General features: G+C 69.5%; 10 protein-coding genes and 1 pseudogene. 10 read left to right on the top strand and 1 reads right to left on the bottom strand.

Going from position 1 to position 13848, the window contains the following annotated elements:
* From OG520_RS11640 to cimA, 3 genes are all read left to right on the top strand, one after another.
* Positions 1–606, top strand: coding sequence for a TetR/AcrR family transcriptional regulator (locus tag OG520_RS11640; RefSeq protein WP_406013117.1), 606 nt, complete (start codon positions 1–3; stop codon positions 604–606).
* 98 nt (positions 607–704) lie between these two features.
* Positions 705–2039, top strand: a complete 1335-nt coding sequence (locus tag OG520_RS11635; protein WP_406013116.1) for an MFS transporter — start codon at positions 705–707, stop codon at positions 2037–2039.
* Between the two features lie 280 nt (positions 2040–2319).
* Positions 2320–3927 carry a citramalate synthase gene (cimA, locus tag OG520_RS11630; RefSeq protein ID WP_406013115.1) on the top strand — a complete coding sequence of 536 codons (1608 nt, stop codon included), beginning with the start codon at positions 2320–2322 and terminating at the stop codon, positions 3925–3927.
* A gap of 100 nt (positions 3928–4027) precedes the next feature.
* On the opposite strand, the gene OG520_RS11625 is transcribed toward cimA, so the two are convergent.
* The gene (locus tag OG520_RS11625) at positions 4028–4942 is read right to left on the bottom strand and encodes a GNAT family N-acetyltransferase (RefSeq protein WP_406013114.1); all 915 of its coding nucleotides are present in this window, start codon (positions 4940–4942) and stop codon (positions 4028–4030) included.
* 135 nt (positions 4943–5077) lie between these two features.
* Here OG520_RS11625 and OG520_RS11620 point away from each other — a divergent pair, with 135 nt between their 5' ends.
* The 7 genes and pseudogenes from OG520_RS11620 (at position 5078) to OG520_RS11590 (ending at position 13804) form a co-directional block, all read left to right on the top strand.
* On the top strand, positions 5078–6475 hold the full coding sequence (locus tag OG520_RS11620) for an IS1380 family transposase (protein ID WP_406013113.1): 1398 nt from the start codon (positions 5078–5080) through the stop codon (positions 6473–6475).
* A gap of 481 nt (positions 6476–6956) precedes the next feature.
* Positions 6957–7931 (top strand): LacI family DNA-binding transcriptional regulator, encoded by a 975-nt coding sequence (locus OG520_RS11615; RefSeq protein WP_406013112.1) that lies wholly within the window; start codon positions 6957–6959, stop codon positions 7929–7931.
* Between the two features lie 79 nt (positions 7932–8010).
* Positions 8011–9684: an ABC transporter substrate-binding protein gene (locus OG520_RS11610; protein ID WP_399335592.1), complete on the top strand. Its 1674-nt coding sequence runs from the start codon at positions 8011–8013 to the stop codon at positions 9682–9684.
* Positions 9685–9714: 30 nt separating this feature from the next.
* Positions 9715–10773 (top strand): ABC transporter ATP-binding protein, encoded by a 1059-nt coding sequence (locus tag OG520_RS11605; RefSeq protein ID WP_406013111.1) that lies wholly within the window; start codon positions 9715–9717, stop codon positions 10771–10773.
* Entirely contained in the window at positions 10770–11750 is a 981-nt protein-coding gene (locus OG520_RS11600; protein WP_406013110.1) for an ABC transporter permease, read from the top strand. The genes OG520_RS11605 and OG520_RS11600 overlap by 4 nt, the downstream gene beginning before the upstream one ends.
* A 3-nt stretch (positions 11751–11753) precedes the next feature.
* A pseudogene (locus OG520_RS11595) lies at positions 11754–12593 on the top strand (ABC transporter permease); the annotation flags it as partial.
* On the top strand, positions 12554–13804 hold the full coding sequence (locus OG520_RS11590; RefSeq protein ID WP_406013109.1) for an ABC transporter ATP-binding protein: 1251 nt from the start codon (positions 12554–12556) through the stop codon (positions 13802–13804). The pseudogene OG520_RS11595 and the gene OG520_RS11590, both read left to right, overlap by 40 nt.
* Positions 13805–13848 lie beyond the last annotated feature (44 nt).

The following is a 13848-nucleotide window of genomic DNA, read 5'->3' as shown; positions in this document are numbered from 1 at the left end:
GTGCCCCCCGCGCCACGCCGTCGCAACACCGCCCCGCCCCGCGAGGAACTGCTGGCCGCCGCCATGGCCACCATCGCCGAACGGGGGCTCGACGGCCTCACCATGGCCGGACTCGGCCGTGAGGTCCAGATGAGCAGCGGACACCTCCTCTACTACTTCCGTACCAAGGACGAGCTGCTGCTCCAGACCCTGGAGTGGAGCGAGGGACGGCTGGGCGCGGAGCGGCGCGCCCTGCTGTCGGGGCCGGGGACGGCCCGCGAACGGCTCGACGGGTACATCGACCTGTACCTCCCCGACGGCCACCGCGATCCGCACTGGACGCTCTGGCTGGAGGTGTGGAACCGCTCGCAGAACGCGGACGACGACGCACGCGCCCGGCAGGCCGCCATCGAGGACGCCTGGCACCGCGACCTGGTGGCCCTGCTGGACGGGGGCGCGGCGGCGGGGGAGTTCCACTGCGTCGACGCCGAACGGTTCGCGACCCGGCTGCGTGCCCTGCTCGACGGCTTCAGCGTCCACGTCGCGGTCGGCCTCCCCGGCACCGGCCGTTCTCAAGTCCTCGCGCAGGTAGGGGAGTTCATCGAGGATTCGCTCACCGCCCGGTAGCGGTCGTGGAGCCGTGAACGAAACGCACGTAAGTACGCGCGATCGTTGCGCATTGCGCCCTTGTTCCGGTCCCGGCTGTTCGGGCACGGTGACGGACCATGGGACGAGAGCAGTGGAAGAAAATCTGGGTCGGTTCGGCCGGCAACATGGTCGAGTGGTTCGACTGGTTCGTGTACGCGACCTTCGCGGTCTACTTCGCGGATTCGTTCTTCCCCGAAGGCAATGAGACCGCCAATCTCATGAACACCATGGGCATCTTCGCCGTCGGCTTCTTCATGCGGCCGGTCGGCGGCTGGCTGCTCGGCCGGATCGGCGACCGCAGAGGCCGCAAGGCCGCGCTCACCCTCACCGTCACGCTGATGTCGGCCTCCGCGATCCTCATCGCCATCGCGCCGACGTACGACGTCGCGGGGTACGGCGGTGTCGCCGTCCTGCTGGTGGCCCGGCTGCTCCAGGGCCTGTCCGTCGGCGGCGAGTACGCCGCCAGCGCCACGTACCTCACCGAGGCGTCCGCACCCGATCGGCGCGGCTTCGCCTCCAGCTTCCAGTACGTGTCCATGACCGCGGGACAGCTGGTCGGTCTCGGCCTCCAGATCGTGCTGCAACGCAACATGTCCGAGGCGGCCCTGCACGGCTGGGGCTGGCGCATCCCGTTCGTCGTCGGTGCGCTCGGTGCCGCGATCGTCTTCTATCTGCGCCGCTCGATGCTGGAGACCGAGGTGTACGCGGAGTCCGGCGCCGCCGAGCAGGACGACCGCGGCACGCTGAAGGCGCTGTGGCGGCACAAGCGCGAGGCGTTCCTGGTGATGGCGCTGACCATGGGCGGGACCGTCGCGTACTACACGTACACGACCTACCTCTCCAAGTTCCTGTCCAAGAGCGCCGGCATGGACAAGCCCACCGCCTCGCTCGTCAGCTTCTGCGCCCTGTTCGTCTTCATGTGCATCCAGCCGCTGGCCGGCATGCTCTCGGACCGGATCGGCCGCCGCCCGCTGCTGATCACCTTCGCCGTCGGCTCCACCTTCCTGACCGTGCCGATCATGACGATGCTCAAGCACGCGGGCACGTTCTGGCCCGCCTTCGGCCTGGCGCTGCTCGCCCTGGTCGTCGTCACCGGGTACACCTCGATCAACGCCTGTGTGAAGGCGGAGCTCTTCCCGACCGGCATCCGCGCCCTGGGCGTCGCCCTCCCGTACGCCATCGCCAACGCGCTCTTCGGCGGCACCGCCGAATACGTGGCGCTCTGGTTCAAGAAGGCGGGCATCGAGTCCGGCTTCTACTGGTACGTGGCGGGCTGCGCGGCGGTCTCCCTGGTCGTCTACCTGACCATGCGCGAGACCCGCGACATCGACCTGGGCCGGGTCGGCGCCAAGGACGCGGACCGGGCGAGCACGGAGCCGTCCGGAGCGACCAGCGTCACGCCCGCATCCTGAGACGGGGCGGGGCACGGAGGCGGCCCTGTGCAAGACTGCTTCCGTGTCCTCGTCCGTCATGATTATTGGCAGCAGGCGCGCCGGTCCGCAGTGACCGTTCCGCACCACCACGTGCGGCACGGCCACCGTGCCCCAGACCCGCGCGCAGACCTCTCGCACCCGCGAGGGGTTTTTTCGTTTTCCGGCCCTCACCTCGGCCGGGGCGGGACGCGCACGGGATGATGGGGGCAAGTGGAGCCAGATCGTCCGGATCCGCTCATCCGACAGGAGTCAGACCAGCATGACCACCAAGGCCAAGGCCACCGACGACAGTTTCCATGTCTTCGACACCACACTGCGCGACGGGGCCCAGCGTGAAGGCATCAACCTGACGGTCGCGGACAAGCTGACCATCGCCCGGCACCTGGACAACTTCGGCGTGGGCTTCATCGAGGGCGGCTGGCCCGGCGCCAACCCCCGCGACACCGAGTTCTTCGCCCGCGCGCAGCAGGAGATCGAGTTCAAGAACGCCGAGCTGGTCGCCTTCGGCGCGACCCGCAGGGCCGGTGGCAAGGCCGCCGAGGACCACCAGGTCAAGGCGTTGCTGGCGTCCGGCGCCCCGGTGATCACGCTGGTCGCCAAGTCCCACGACCGCCATGTGGAACTCGCGCTGCGCACCACCCTCGAAGAGAACCTGGAGATGGTCGTCGACACCGTCTCCTACCTCCGCGAGCAGGGCCGCCGGGTCTTCGTGGACTGCGAGCACTTCTTCGACGGCTACCGCGCCAACCCCGAGTACGCCAAGGCCGTCGTGCGCGCCGCCTCCGAGGCCGGCGCCGATGTCGTCATCCTCTGCGACACCAACGGCGGCATGCTTCCCGCCCAGGTCCAGGCCGTCGTCTCCACGGTGCTCGCCGACACCGGCGCCCGGCTCGGCATCCACGCCCAGGACGACACGGGCTGCGCGGTCGCCAACACCCTCGCCGCCGTCGACGCGGGCGCCACCCACGTCCAGTGCACCGCCAACGGCTACGGCGAGCGGGTCGGCAACGCCAACCTCTTCCCGGTCGTCGCCGCCCTGGAGCTCAAGTACGGCAAGACCGTCCTGCCCGAGGGCGCGCTCGCCGACATGACCCGTGTCTCGCACGCCATCGCCGAGGTCGTCAACCTGACTCCCTCCACCCACCAGCCCTATGTGGGTGTTTCCGCCTTCGCCCACAAGGCCGGACTGCACGCCTCCGCGATCAAGGTCGACCCCGACCTCTACCAGCACATCGACCCCGCCCTGGTCGGCAACACCATGCGGATGCTCGTCTCCGACATGGCGGGCCGCGCCTCCATCGAGCTCAAGGGCAAGGAGCTCGGCATCGACCTCGGAGGCGACCGCGAGCTCGTCGGCCGCGTCGTCGAGCGGGTCAAGGAGCGCGAGCTCAGGGGCTACACGTACGAGGCCGCGGACGCCTCCTTCGAGCTGCTGCTGCGCGCCGAGGCAGAGGGCCGGGTACGCCGCTACTTCCGCACCGAGTCCTGGCGCGCCATCGTCGAGGACCGCCCCGACGGCACGCACGCCAACGAGGCGACCGTGAAGCTCTGGGCCAAGGGCGAGCGCATCGTCGCCACCGCCGAGGGCAACGGCCCGGTCAACGCCCTCGACCGGGCGCTGCGGGTCGCCCTGGAACGGATCTACCCCCAGCTCGCCAAGCTGGAGCTGATCGACTACAAGGTCCGCATCCTCGAAGGCCGCACCGGCACCGAGTCCATCACCCGCGTCCTCATCACCACCGGCGACGGCGACGGCGACTGGGCGACGGTCGGTGTCGCGGAGAACGTCATCGCCGCGTCCTGGCAGGCGCTGGAGGACGCGTACACCTACGGTCTGCTGCGGGCGGGGATCGAGCCCACGGAGTAGTGCGGGCGGGGGCGGGCCCACTGCACGTTCGCCGTGGGCCCGCCGGACCGGTCGTGCCGCTCAGAGCCTGTCGGGTGACCTCTGATCGGGCGACAGGCTCTCAGGCGGCGGAGCGCGGAAGGGCGAGGGAGCGCATTTCCTCCACGACCCGGTATCCGGCGCTCGTGTACAGGTTCATGGCCACCTCGTTGCCGCCCCACACGGTGAACATCAGCGTCGAGTCGCCGGCCGCGAGCGTCGCCAGTTCGCCGGCCGACATCGCCGCCCGGCCGTACCCCTTGCCGCGGTGCCGCTCCTGGACGTGCAGCGAGTAGCCGTACGTGACCCCCGGAAGGTGCCCGTGCCTCAACCAGCCGGTGCCGATGGGCCCGCCCGCCGCCTCCAGCACCAGGAACGTGTTGTCGGGCGTGGCCAGGCCCTCGGGGAGCAGCAGCGCGAAGTCGCGGTCGGACTTGAGTACGGCTTCTTCGCGGTTCAGGGCTCCGGCCCGGATGATGTCGCCGGCGTAGGAGGCCTTCTCGGCGGCGAGCCACTCGGGATACTCGGCCTGCGTCATCGGCCGGGCGGTGACGCCGTCGACGGGTTCCGGCGGGGAACCCACGCGCCGTGCCCTGAGCTGCCCGCGGACGCCGTAATCGTCGAACAACCCACCGGCGGGCTCGGTGAGCCGTATGCCGATCCGGCCCGCGCCGCGCTCCGCGCACCATTCCTCGGCCCAGTCCCGGGCAGCCTGTTCGTGCCCCCGGCCGGCGTGGGGCGCGTCGACGTGGAGGTCGCCGATACGGCCCGCGACCAGGCCGTTGTCGTCGGACACGACCACGGCGACGTGCCCCACGCGGGTCCCGGTGTCCGTGATCTCGGCGACGGTCCAGTCGCCGATGCTTTCGCGCACGCCTTCGAGCATGCGCTCGGCCGCGGGCACACCGAACCCGGCCGCCGCGTACGAGGCGCGTAGCCGCCGCTCGAAGTCCTTCCGCCAGCCCGTGTGGTCGTCGAGGACGCCGAATTCTGTCATCCGGTCACACTAAGCCTCGATCCACCGACCCGTGCCTTGTGGATAACGTCTCGGAAAACGAAGAAGTGCCTTGTGACCTGCGATGATGGGAGTTCTTCAGGCTCCATCACGCACAATCAGCAAGGCACTTCCGAGATGCAAGTTTCCCACACGCGGGCGGCGGTCTCCGCTGCCTTCGATGACGCGAACCTGATCGCGCATGCCGGGCTGGTTCCGGTGATGCGGCTGGCCGAGCGGTGCGGTCTGCCCCGGCTGGTGAGGGAGAAGGTGAGGCTGACCGGGACGAAGAACGGCGCGGGTGCCTCGGCGGACGCCAAGGTCACCGCCATCGTGGGCGGCATGGCCGCAGGGGCGGACAGCATCGACGACCTCGACGTTCTGCGCCACGGTGCGATGTCGGCCGTGTTCGAAGGGGTCCGTGCCCCGTCCACCCTGGGCACCTTCCTCCGCTCCTTCACCCACGGTCACGCCCTCCAACTGCACGCGGTACACCGCAGGTTCCTCGGCGAACTGGCCGCGCACACCCCGTTGCTGCCCGGCTCCGGCGAGAAGGCGTTCATCGACGTCGACTCCACCCACAAACGCGTCTACGGCCGCACCAAGCAGGGTGGCGAGTACGGCCGGTTCAAGGGCATCCGCACCCTGCACCCTCTGCTCGCCACGATCTGCACCCCCACCTCCCGCCCGGTGATCGCCACCGTGCGGATGCGCCGCGGCAAAGCAGCCGACTCCCGGGGCGCCCCGAAATTCGTCAGCGAGGCGCTGGCCACCGCCGTCGAGGCCGGCTGCACCGGCATGCGCATCTTGCGCGCGGACTCGCAGTTCTACAACGCCGGTGTCATCGCCGCCTGCCGCCGGTCCGGCGCCCGCTTCTCCCTCACCACCGGGATGAACCCCTCCATCGAACGAGCCATCCACAGCATCCCCGACACCGCGTGGCAGCAGATCACCTACCCGACCGCGGTGCCCGACCCTGAGACCGGCGAGCTCATCTCGGACGCCGAGGTTGCCGAGATGCCCGCCTACACCGCCTTCGCCAGCCGCAAGAAAGGCGAGCGGGTCACGGCCCGGCTGATCGTGCGCCGGGTCCGTGACCTGGCCAAACCCGCCGTCGTCGGCGAGCAGGGCGAGTTGTTCCCGGTCTGGCGCCACCACCCGTTCTTCACCGACACCCCCGCGCCGACGCTCGAGGCCGAGCGGGAGCACCGCCACCACGCCGTCGTCGAGCAGGTCATCGCCGACAGCAAAGCCTCCGCCCTGGCCCACCTGCCGTCGGGACACTTCCACGCCAATGCCGCCTGGCTGATCCAGTGGGCGATGGCCTACAACCTGCTGCGGGCCGCCGGGGCACTGACCTCCGCCTTCCACGCCAAGGCCACCACCGCCACCCTCCGCGCCCACCTGGTCCAGGTCCCGGCCCGGATCGCCCGCTCCGCACGGCGCGTCACCCTGCACCTACCGCACAACTGGCCCTGGCAAAAAGCCTGGACGCACCTGTTCGACACCGTCCACCGCCCACCCGAACCCGCCTGACAGTCTCTGCCCACCCCGCCCGCCAGGGCCCGACCGGAACCAAAACCGTGGAAAAGCTGGGCAGACCAGCGGATGCAGCACGCCCATGCCCATCGGTCGACCCAAAACCGGCTCAGAAGCCCGTCAGAAGATCACTTCCAGACCACGTCGGCGGATCGAGGCTAAGGGCTGTCCCGTCATCCCTGGCGGGCCACCAGGGACGACGGGACGGCCCTTAGCCAGGTCGTTGTGGGGAGCAGTTGTCGATCGAGCCGAGAGTGAATCGCTTCCGGGCCGGTCGCGTCAAGAGAGTGCGCGTTCAGGAAGTGAACGAACAACATGCCTTGCCTGCACGGGAGATGAGGTCCCGGATGGGTACGGACCAATGTCGGTGTGAAGTATTGACGGCACTGTTCCGGCGGGGTTAACTCACGCCGCAACGCCGGTACCGGTTCCGGAACCGGTTCCAGTTGTCCCTCATGCCTTGCCCCGGAGGCCCCCGATGCGCGTCACCATGGCCGATGTCGCCCGTGTGGCCGGCGTCAGCAAGACGACCGTGTCGCGGGTCATCAACACCAAGGGCGAAGTGGACGGTTCCACGGCCGCCCGCGTTCGTGAAGTGATCGCACAGCTCGGCTACGTACCCAGTTCGGGTGCCGTCGGCCTGGCCCGCGGCAGCAGTCGTACGGTCGGCATGCTGGTGCCCTCGCTCACCTGGCCGTGGATGGGCGAAGTGCTCCAGGGCGTCGTGGACACCGTCGAGGCCGCCGACTACGGGCTGCTGCTCTTCACCTGCAACCGCGGCGCCGAGTCCGTGCAGCGCTTCACCGGCCAGGTGTCGGCGCGCGCCTTCGACGGACTCCTGGTCGTCGAACCCGAGAACACCCTCGACCACCTCACCGCGCTGCACCACGGCGGTCTGCCGATCGTGCTGATCGACGACCGCGGCCACCACCCCGAGTTCCCCTCCGTCGTGACCACCAATCGCGAAGGGGGCGCGAGCGCCGCCCGGCATCTGCTCGCCGCCGGACGCGCCAGACCCCTGGTCATCACCGGTCCCCAGCACTTCGGCTGCGTACGTGACCGGCTGGACGGATTCCGTACGGTCCTGCCCACCGATCTCGTCGTCCACGGCGACTTCACCGAACGCAGCGGCCGACTGGCCGTGGAGCAACTCATCGCCTCCGGCGCGGACTTCGACTCGGTCTTCGCGCACAACGACATCAGTGCGGCGGGCGTGCTGAGGGCGTTGCGCGCCGCCGGGCGGTCGGTGCCGGACGACATCGCCGTGGTCGGCTTCGACGACATCCCGATGGCCGAACACACCGAACCGCCCCTGACCACCGTGCGCCAGCCCACCCGGCGGATGGGTGAGACGGCCGCGCGGATGCTGCTCGCCCACCTCGGCGGCACGCCGGTACCCGACGCACCGGTCGTGCTGCCCACCGAACTGGTCGTGCGCCGCTCGGCGCCGTAGCGGTCCGGCCGGAGCCTCCGGCCGCCCGCTCCTCCGTATCCTCCGGATCTCCCCGACCGCAGTACTTCCTGGAGTCGCCATGTCCGCACGACGTCACGCCATCCTGAGAGCGCTCTCGATCACCACCGCCGTGGTCGCGCTCGCCGCCGGTTGCTCGTCCGCCAACTCGGGTGCCAACAAAGGGGGCGGCGCCTTTGGCGTGCTGACCCTGGGCAAGCCGGACGGGCCGCAGACCGACAACAGCAACCCGTTCCTGAACACCTCGGCGGGGGCCACGCTCGGCTACCGCTACATGATCTACGAGCCCCTCGCCATGACGAACCAGATCCGGCCCGCGGACAAGGCCGCTCCGTGGCTGGCGACCGGCTGGAAATGGGAGTCCAACTTCACCGAGGTCACCTTCACCCTCGACCCCAGGGCCAAGTGGGCCGACGGCAAGCCGCTGACCGCCGACGACGTCGCGTACACCTTCGACCTGCTCAAGAAGCACACGGCGCTCAACTGGAACGGCATCCCCTTCGACGGGATCGCGGTGCGGGGCAAGCAGGTCGTGCTGACCTTCAAGGAGTCCCAGTACGTCAACCAGAACAAGATCATCCAGCAGTTCATCGTGCCCAAGCACATCTGGGAAGGCGTCAAGAACCCCGAGACCTGGCCCAACCGCACGCCCGTCGGCTCGGGCCCGTACAAGCTCAAGACGTTCACCCCGCAGACCACCACGCTGACCGCCACGCCCACGTACTGGAAGGGCGCGACCAAGGTCAAGGAGCTGCGCTACACCGCGTACAACGACAACAGTGCGGCGACCACGGCGCTGGCGAACGGCAAGGTCGAGTGGTCGTTCGTCTTCATGCCCAACTACAAGCAGCTGTTCATCAGCAAGGACCCCGGGAACCACAAGCTGTGGTTCCCCTCCGGGCTCGGCATCCACGGACTGTGGTTCAACACCGCCCGCAAGCCCTTCGACAACCCGGCGCTGCGCAAGGCCATGGCGATGGTCGTCGACCGCAAGGCGATCCACACCCAGGCCGAGGCCACGCTCTACCCGGAGATCACCAACCCGACCGGCATCCCGCTGCCCGCCGGTGAGTCCTTCCTCGCGCCCGAGTACAAGAGCGCCACCACCGCACCGGACGTGGCGGGCGCCAAGAAGATCCTCGCCGACGCCGGGTTCGAGCTCGGCGGCGGCGTACTGAAGGACCCGGACGGCAAGCCGGTGAAGCTCACCTTCACCGACCCGGCCGGCTGGAACGACTACATCACCGGTCTCGCGATCATCAAGGACAACATCAAGCAGCTCGGCATCGAGGCCAAGGTCAAGACGCAGACCGCCGAGGCCTGGGGGGCGGACGTCGCCAACGGCAACTTCGACGCCACCCTGCACTGGACCAACAGCGGCGCCACCCCGTACGACATGTACCAGAACATCATGGACGGCGCGCTGCTCCAGCCCGTCGGCAAGGCCTCCCAGCAGGGCAACTTCGGCCGCTTCAAGAGCGACGAGGCCACCGAGGCGCTCAAGGACTTCGCGAGCGCCACCGAGGACTCCGCCCGCACCGAGGCCATGAACACCCTCCAGAAGATCATGGTCGAGCAGGCACCGGTGATCCCGACGGCCGCTGCCCCCATCGGGGCCGAGTACTCCACGAAGAACTGGGTGGGCTGGCCCACCGAGGCCGACCCGTACGCCCCGCCGCAGCACACCCAGCCGTCCGCGCTGCAGATCGTGCTGAAGCTCCAGCCCGCCAAGTAGAGCCAGGGATACGGGACACAGGGACCGGCCATGTCGAAACAGCCCGCACAGAACCATGTCGTGCTCGAAGCACGCTCCGTCACCAAGCACTTCCCCGTACGCCGCACCGGACGCGACCTCCTCGCGGGCCGACGCCGCACCGTCCACGCCGTCGACGACGTCTCGCTGGAACTGCGGCGCGGCACGGTCACCGCGCTGGTGGGGGAGTCGGGCTCCGGGAAGTCCACCGTGGCCAGACTGCTCGCCCGGCTCCATCCGCTCACCGAGGGCGAGATCCTGCTGGACGGCACGGCCGTGAAGGCCGGACGGGGCCGCTCCTTCCGCGGTTACGTACGCCGGGTCCAGCTCATCCTCCAGGACCCGTTCGCCTCACTGAACCCGGTGCACACCGTGCGCTACCACCTCACCCGGGCACTGCGGATCCACGGCCGGGCGGGCAGCGGCGAGGCGGAACTGGAAGAGAACCTGACCACCCTGCTGAACCGTGTCCAGCTGACGCCTCCGCACCAGTACCTGGACAAGTTCCCGCACGAGCTGTCGGGGGGACAGCGCCAGCGCGTGGCCATCGCCCGCGCACTCGGCGCCGATCCCCAGGTCCTGCTCGCCGACGAACCCGTCTCGATGCTGGACGTCTCGATCCGGCTCGGCGTGCTCAACCTGCTGAAGGACCTCAAGGACCGGCTGCGCCTCGCGATCCTCTACATCACCCATGACATCGCGTCGGCCCGCTACTTCGCGGACACGACGCTGGTGATGTACGCGGGCCGGATCGTCGAGGGCGGGGACAGCGAGACCGTCACCCAGCGCCCCGCCCATCCCTACACCCAGCTCCTCATCGCCTCGGCGCCCGACCCGGACCGGGTGGTCGTCGAGGCGGAACAGGAGGAGACCGGCAGCGGCGAACCGCCCTCGCTCATCGCCCCACCCGCGGGCTGCCGCTTCCACCCCCGCTGCCCGAAGGCCATGGAGCGCTGCCGCACCGAACCGCCACCCCGCTTCGACCTCGAAGGCGGCCAGTGGGCGGCCTGCTGGCTGTACGCGGACGGTGCGGAAACGGCCGACGAGCGCCGGAAGGAGAGCGCGAAGTGAAATACCTGCTCCAACGGCTCGCCTTCTACCTGGTCACCGCCTGGGCCGCGATCACCATCAACTTCCTGATCCCGCGCATGATGCCGGGCGACCCGGTCCAGGCGCTGCTCTCCCGGTTCCAGGGCCAGCTCGACACCGACGCCGTCAACTCGCTCAAGGCGCTCTTCGGCCTCGACAAGCACCAGTCGCTCTGGCAGCAGTACACCGACTACTGGTCGCATCTGCTCGACGGCGACCTCGGTCTCTCCTTCACCTTCTTCCCGACACCGGTCAGCGAGGTGATCGCCCAGTCGCTGCCGTGGACGCTCGCGCTCGTCGGCATCACCACGCTGATCAGCTTCCTGCTCGGCACCGGCATCGGCGTCTTCACCGGCTGGCGGCGCGGCTCCTGGATGGACGGCCTGCTGCCCGTCACCACCTTCATCTCGGCCATCCCGTACTTCTGGCTGGGGCTCATCGCCATCGCCCTGTTCGCCGTGAAGTGGCCGCTCTTCCCGGCCGCCGGGGGCTACGACGGCTCGCTCGTGCCCGCCTTCGACTGGCCGTTCATCTCCAGCGCGCTCTACCACGGGGCGCTGCCCGGCCTCACCATCGTGCTCAGCGCCGTGGCCGGGTGGATCCTCGGCATGCGGAACATGATGGTGACGGTGTCCTCGGAGGACTACGTCATGGTCGCCCAGGCCAAGGGGCTCTCCGAGCGCCGGGTGATGTTGGGGTACGCCGCACGCAACGCGATCCTCCCCAACATCTCCGGCTTCGCTCTCTCGCTGGGCTTCATCGTCGGCGGCACCCTGCTGGTGGAGATGGTCTTCTCCTACCCCGGCATCGGCTACCAGCTCTTCCAGGGCGTGGGCGCCAAGGACTACCCCCTGATGCAGGGCGTCTTCCTGATCATCACGCTCTCCGTCCTCGCGGCGAACCTCCTCGCCGATGTCATCTACATGGTCCTCGACCCCCGTACCCGAAGGGAGGCCTAGGACATGGCCGTCACCACCGCCGAGGTCGCCGCGACCGACCCGGCCGGGACCGACCCGAACGGGAACCCGGCGCCCAGCAGGCGCAGGCTGCGCTTTCTGCGCGGCCGCAAGACCGTCGTCGGTCTCGGGATCCTCGCCTTCTTCGTCGTGATCGCGGTCGTCGGACCGTGGATCGCCCCGTACGACCCCGACACGATGAGCGACCAACTGCTCCAACCACCCTCCGGAGCCCACTGGTTCGGCACCACGCAGACCGGTCAGGACGTGCTCTCGCAGATCCTCGTCGGCACCCGGGGAGTCCTGGTCGTCGGCTTCGTCGCCGGGATACTCGCGACGATCCTCTCCGTACTGATCGGGGTCAGCGCCGGCTTCCTCGGCGGCACGGCCGACGAGCTGCTCTCGCTGCTCTCCAACGTCTTCCTGGTCATCCCGGGACTGCCGCTGATCATCATCATCGCCAGCTTCGTCTCCGAGGCGGGCGATCTGCTCATCGCCGCCGTCATCGCCCTCACCTCCTGGGCCTGGGGAGCCCGGGTGCTGCGCGCCCAGACGCTGTCGCTGCGTCGCCGGGACTACGTCGAGGCGGCCCGCGCCACCGGTGAGTCGACCTGGCGGATCATCTTCTTCGAGGTCCTGCCGAACCTGACGGCCGTCATCGCCTCCGGCTTCGTCTCCACCGTGATCTTCGCGATCCTCTCCGAGATCACCCTCGCCTTCATCGGCGTCGCCGACATCTCCGACTGGAACTGGGGGACCGTCCTGTTCTGGGCACAGTCCAACCAGGCCCTGGCCCAGGGCGCGTGGTGGTGGTTCGTCCCCGCCGGGCTCTGCATCGCCCTGCTCGGCATGTCGCTCGCCCTGATCAACTTCGGCATCGACGAGTTCGTCAACCCGCGCCTGCGTACGGAGTCCGGCGCGTCCGGGAAGGTCCGGATGAGGGTCGGCTTCACCCCCGTGGCGCGCGCATCCGTGTCACACGCATCCCCGGCACGCGGTACGCACGACAAGGAGACCCGCTCATGAGCGGCAGCGAGCCCGTCCTCACCGTCCGCGGGCTGAACGTGGACTACGGGACCGGGGACGGCGCCGTGCACGCGCTGCGCGACATCGACCTCACCCTGCACCGGGGCGAAGTCCTGGGCCTGGCGGGCGAGTCGGGCTCCGGCAAGTCGACGCTGGCGTACGCCGTGACCCGGCTGCTGTCGCCGCCCGGGGTGATCACCGGCGGCGAGGTCCACTACCACCGGCGGGACGGCGAGGCGCTCGATCTGCTGGCCCTGCCGGCCGCCGAGCTGCGGGCCTTCCGCTGGCAGGAGCTGTCGATCGTGTTCCAGGGCGCGATGAACTCGCTCAATCCGGTGCACACCGTCCACAGTCAGCTCACCGACGTGCTCCGGGCCCACCGCCCGGACATGAAAAGGCACCAACGGACGGCCCGCGCCAAGGAGTTGCTGGAACTCGTCGGCATCTCCGCCGACCGGCTCGCCGCCTACCCGCACCAGCTCTCCGGCGGGATGCGCCAGCGCGTGATGATCGCGATGGCGCTCGCGCTGGAGCCCGAGATCGTCATCATGGACGAGCCGACGACGGCCCTGGACGTCGTCATGCAACGCCAGATCCTGCGTCAACTGGTCAGACTCCGCGAGGAATTGGGCTTCTCGGTCGTCTTCATCACCCATGACATCTCGCTGCTGATCGAATTCTCGGACCGGATCGCGATCATGTACGGCGGCCGGATCGTCGAGGAGGCCGGTGCCTCCGCGATCTACCAGGACCCCCGCCACCCCTACAGCGACGGGCTGCTGCACTCCTTCCCGGCGCTGCACGGCGCCCGCCGCGAACTCACCGGCATCCCCGGCTCGCCCCCGCACCTGTCCGCGATGCCGGCCGGCTGCGCCTTCCACCCCCGCTGCGGCAAGGCGCTCGACGCCTGCGCCGCCCATGTCCCGGTGCTCGCCGCGCCGGGCGCGGACGGCTCCCGCACGGTGGCCTGCTGGCTCCACCGGCCGGCCCCGGCGACGGCGGCGACCGCGACCGCGACCCCCCGCTCGTAGCGACGCCCGCACGCCCGCAGCGACCCCACGCCCGCACGCCCGCA

The sequence above is a fragment of the Streptomyces sp. NBC_00984 genome (assembly GCF_045162475.1).
Classification (GTDB): domain Bacteria; phylum Actinomycetota; class Actinomycetes; order Streptomycetales; family Streptomycetaceae; genus Streptomyces.
The sequence above is the reverse complement of the archived record's forward strand: the minus strand, read 5'-3'. Positions and strand labels throughout refer to the sequence as shown.

Bases quoted from the DNA above. Each gene is read 5' to 3' on its own strand.
- OG520_RS11635 (WP_406013116.1), top strand. From the start codon at position 705: ATGGGACGAGAGCAGTGGAAGAAAATCTGGGTCGGTTCGGCCGGCAAC.
- cimA (WP_406013115.1), top strand. From the start codon at position 2,320: ATGACCACCAAGGCCAAGGCCACCGACGACAGTTTCCATGTCTTCGAC.
- OG520_RS11625 (WP_406013114.1), bottom strand. From the start codon at position 4,942: ATGACAGAATTCGGCGTCCTCGACGACCACACGGGCTGGCGGAAGGAC.
- OG520_RS11620 (WP_406013113.1), top strand. From the start codon at position 5,078: ATGCAAGTTTCCCACACGCGGGCGGCGGTCTCCGCTGCCTTCGATGAC.
- OG520_RS11615 (WP_406013112.1), top strand. From the start codon at position 6,957: ATGCGCGTCACCATGGCCGATGTCGCCCGTGTGGCCGGCGTCAGCAAG.
- OG520_RS11610 (WP_399335592.1), top strand. From the start codon at position 8,011: ATGTCCGCACGACGTCACGCCATCCTGAGAGCGCTCTCGATCACCACC.
- OG520_RS11605 (WP_406013111.1), top strand. From the start codon at position 9,715: ATGTCGAAACAGCCCGCACAGAACCATGTCGTGCTCGAAGCACGCTCC.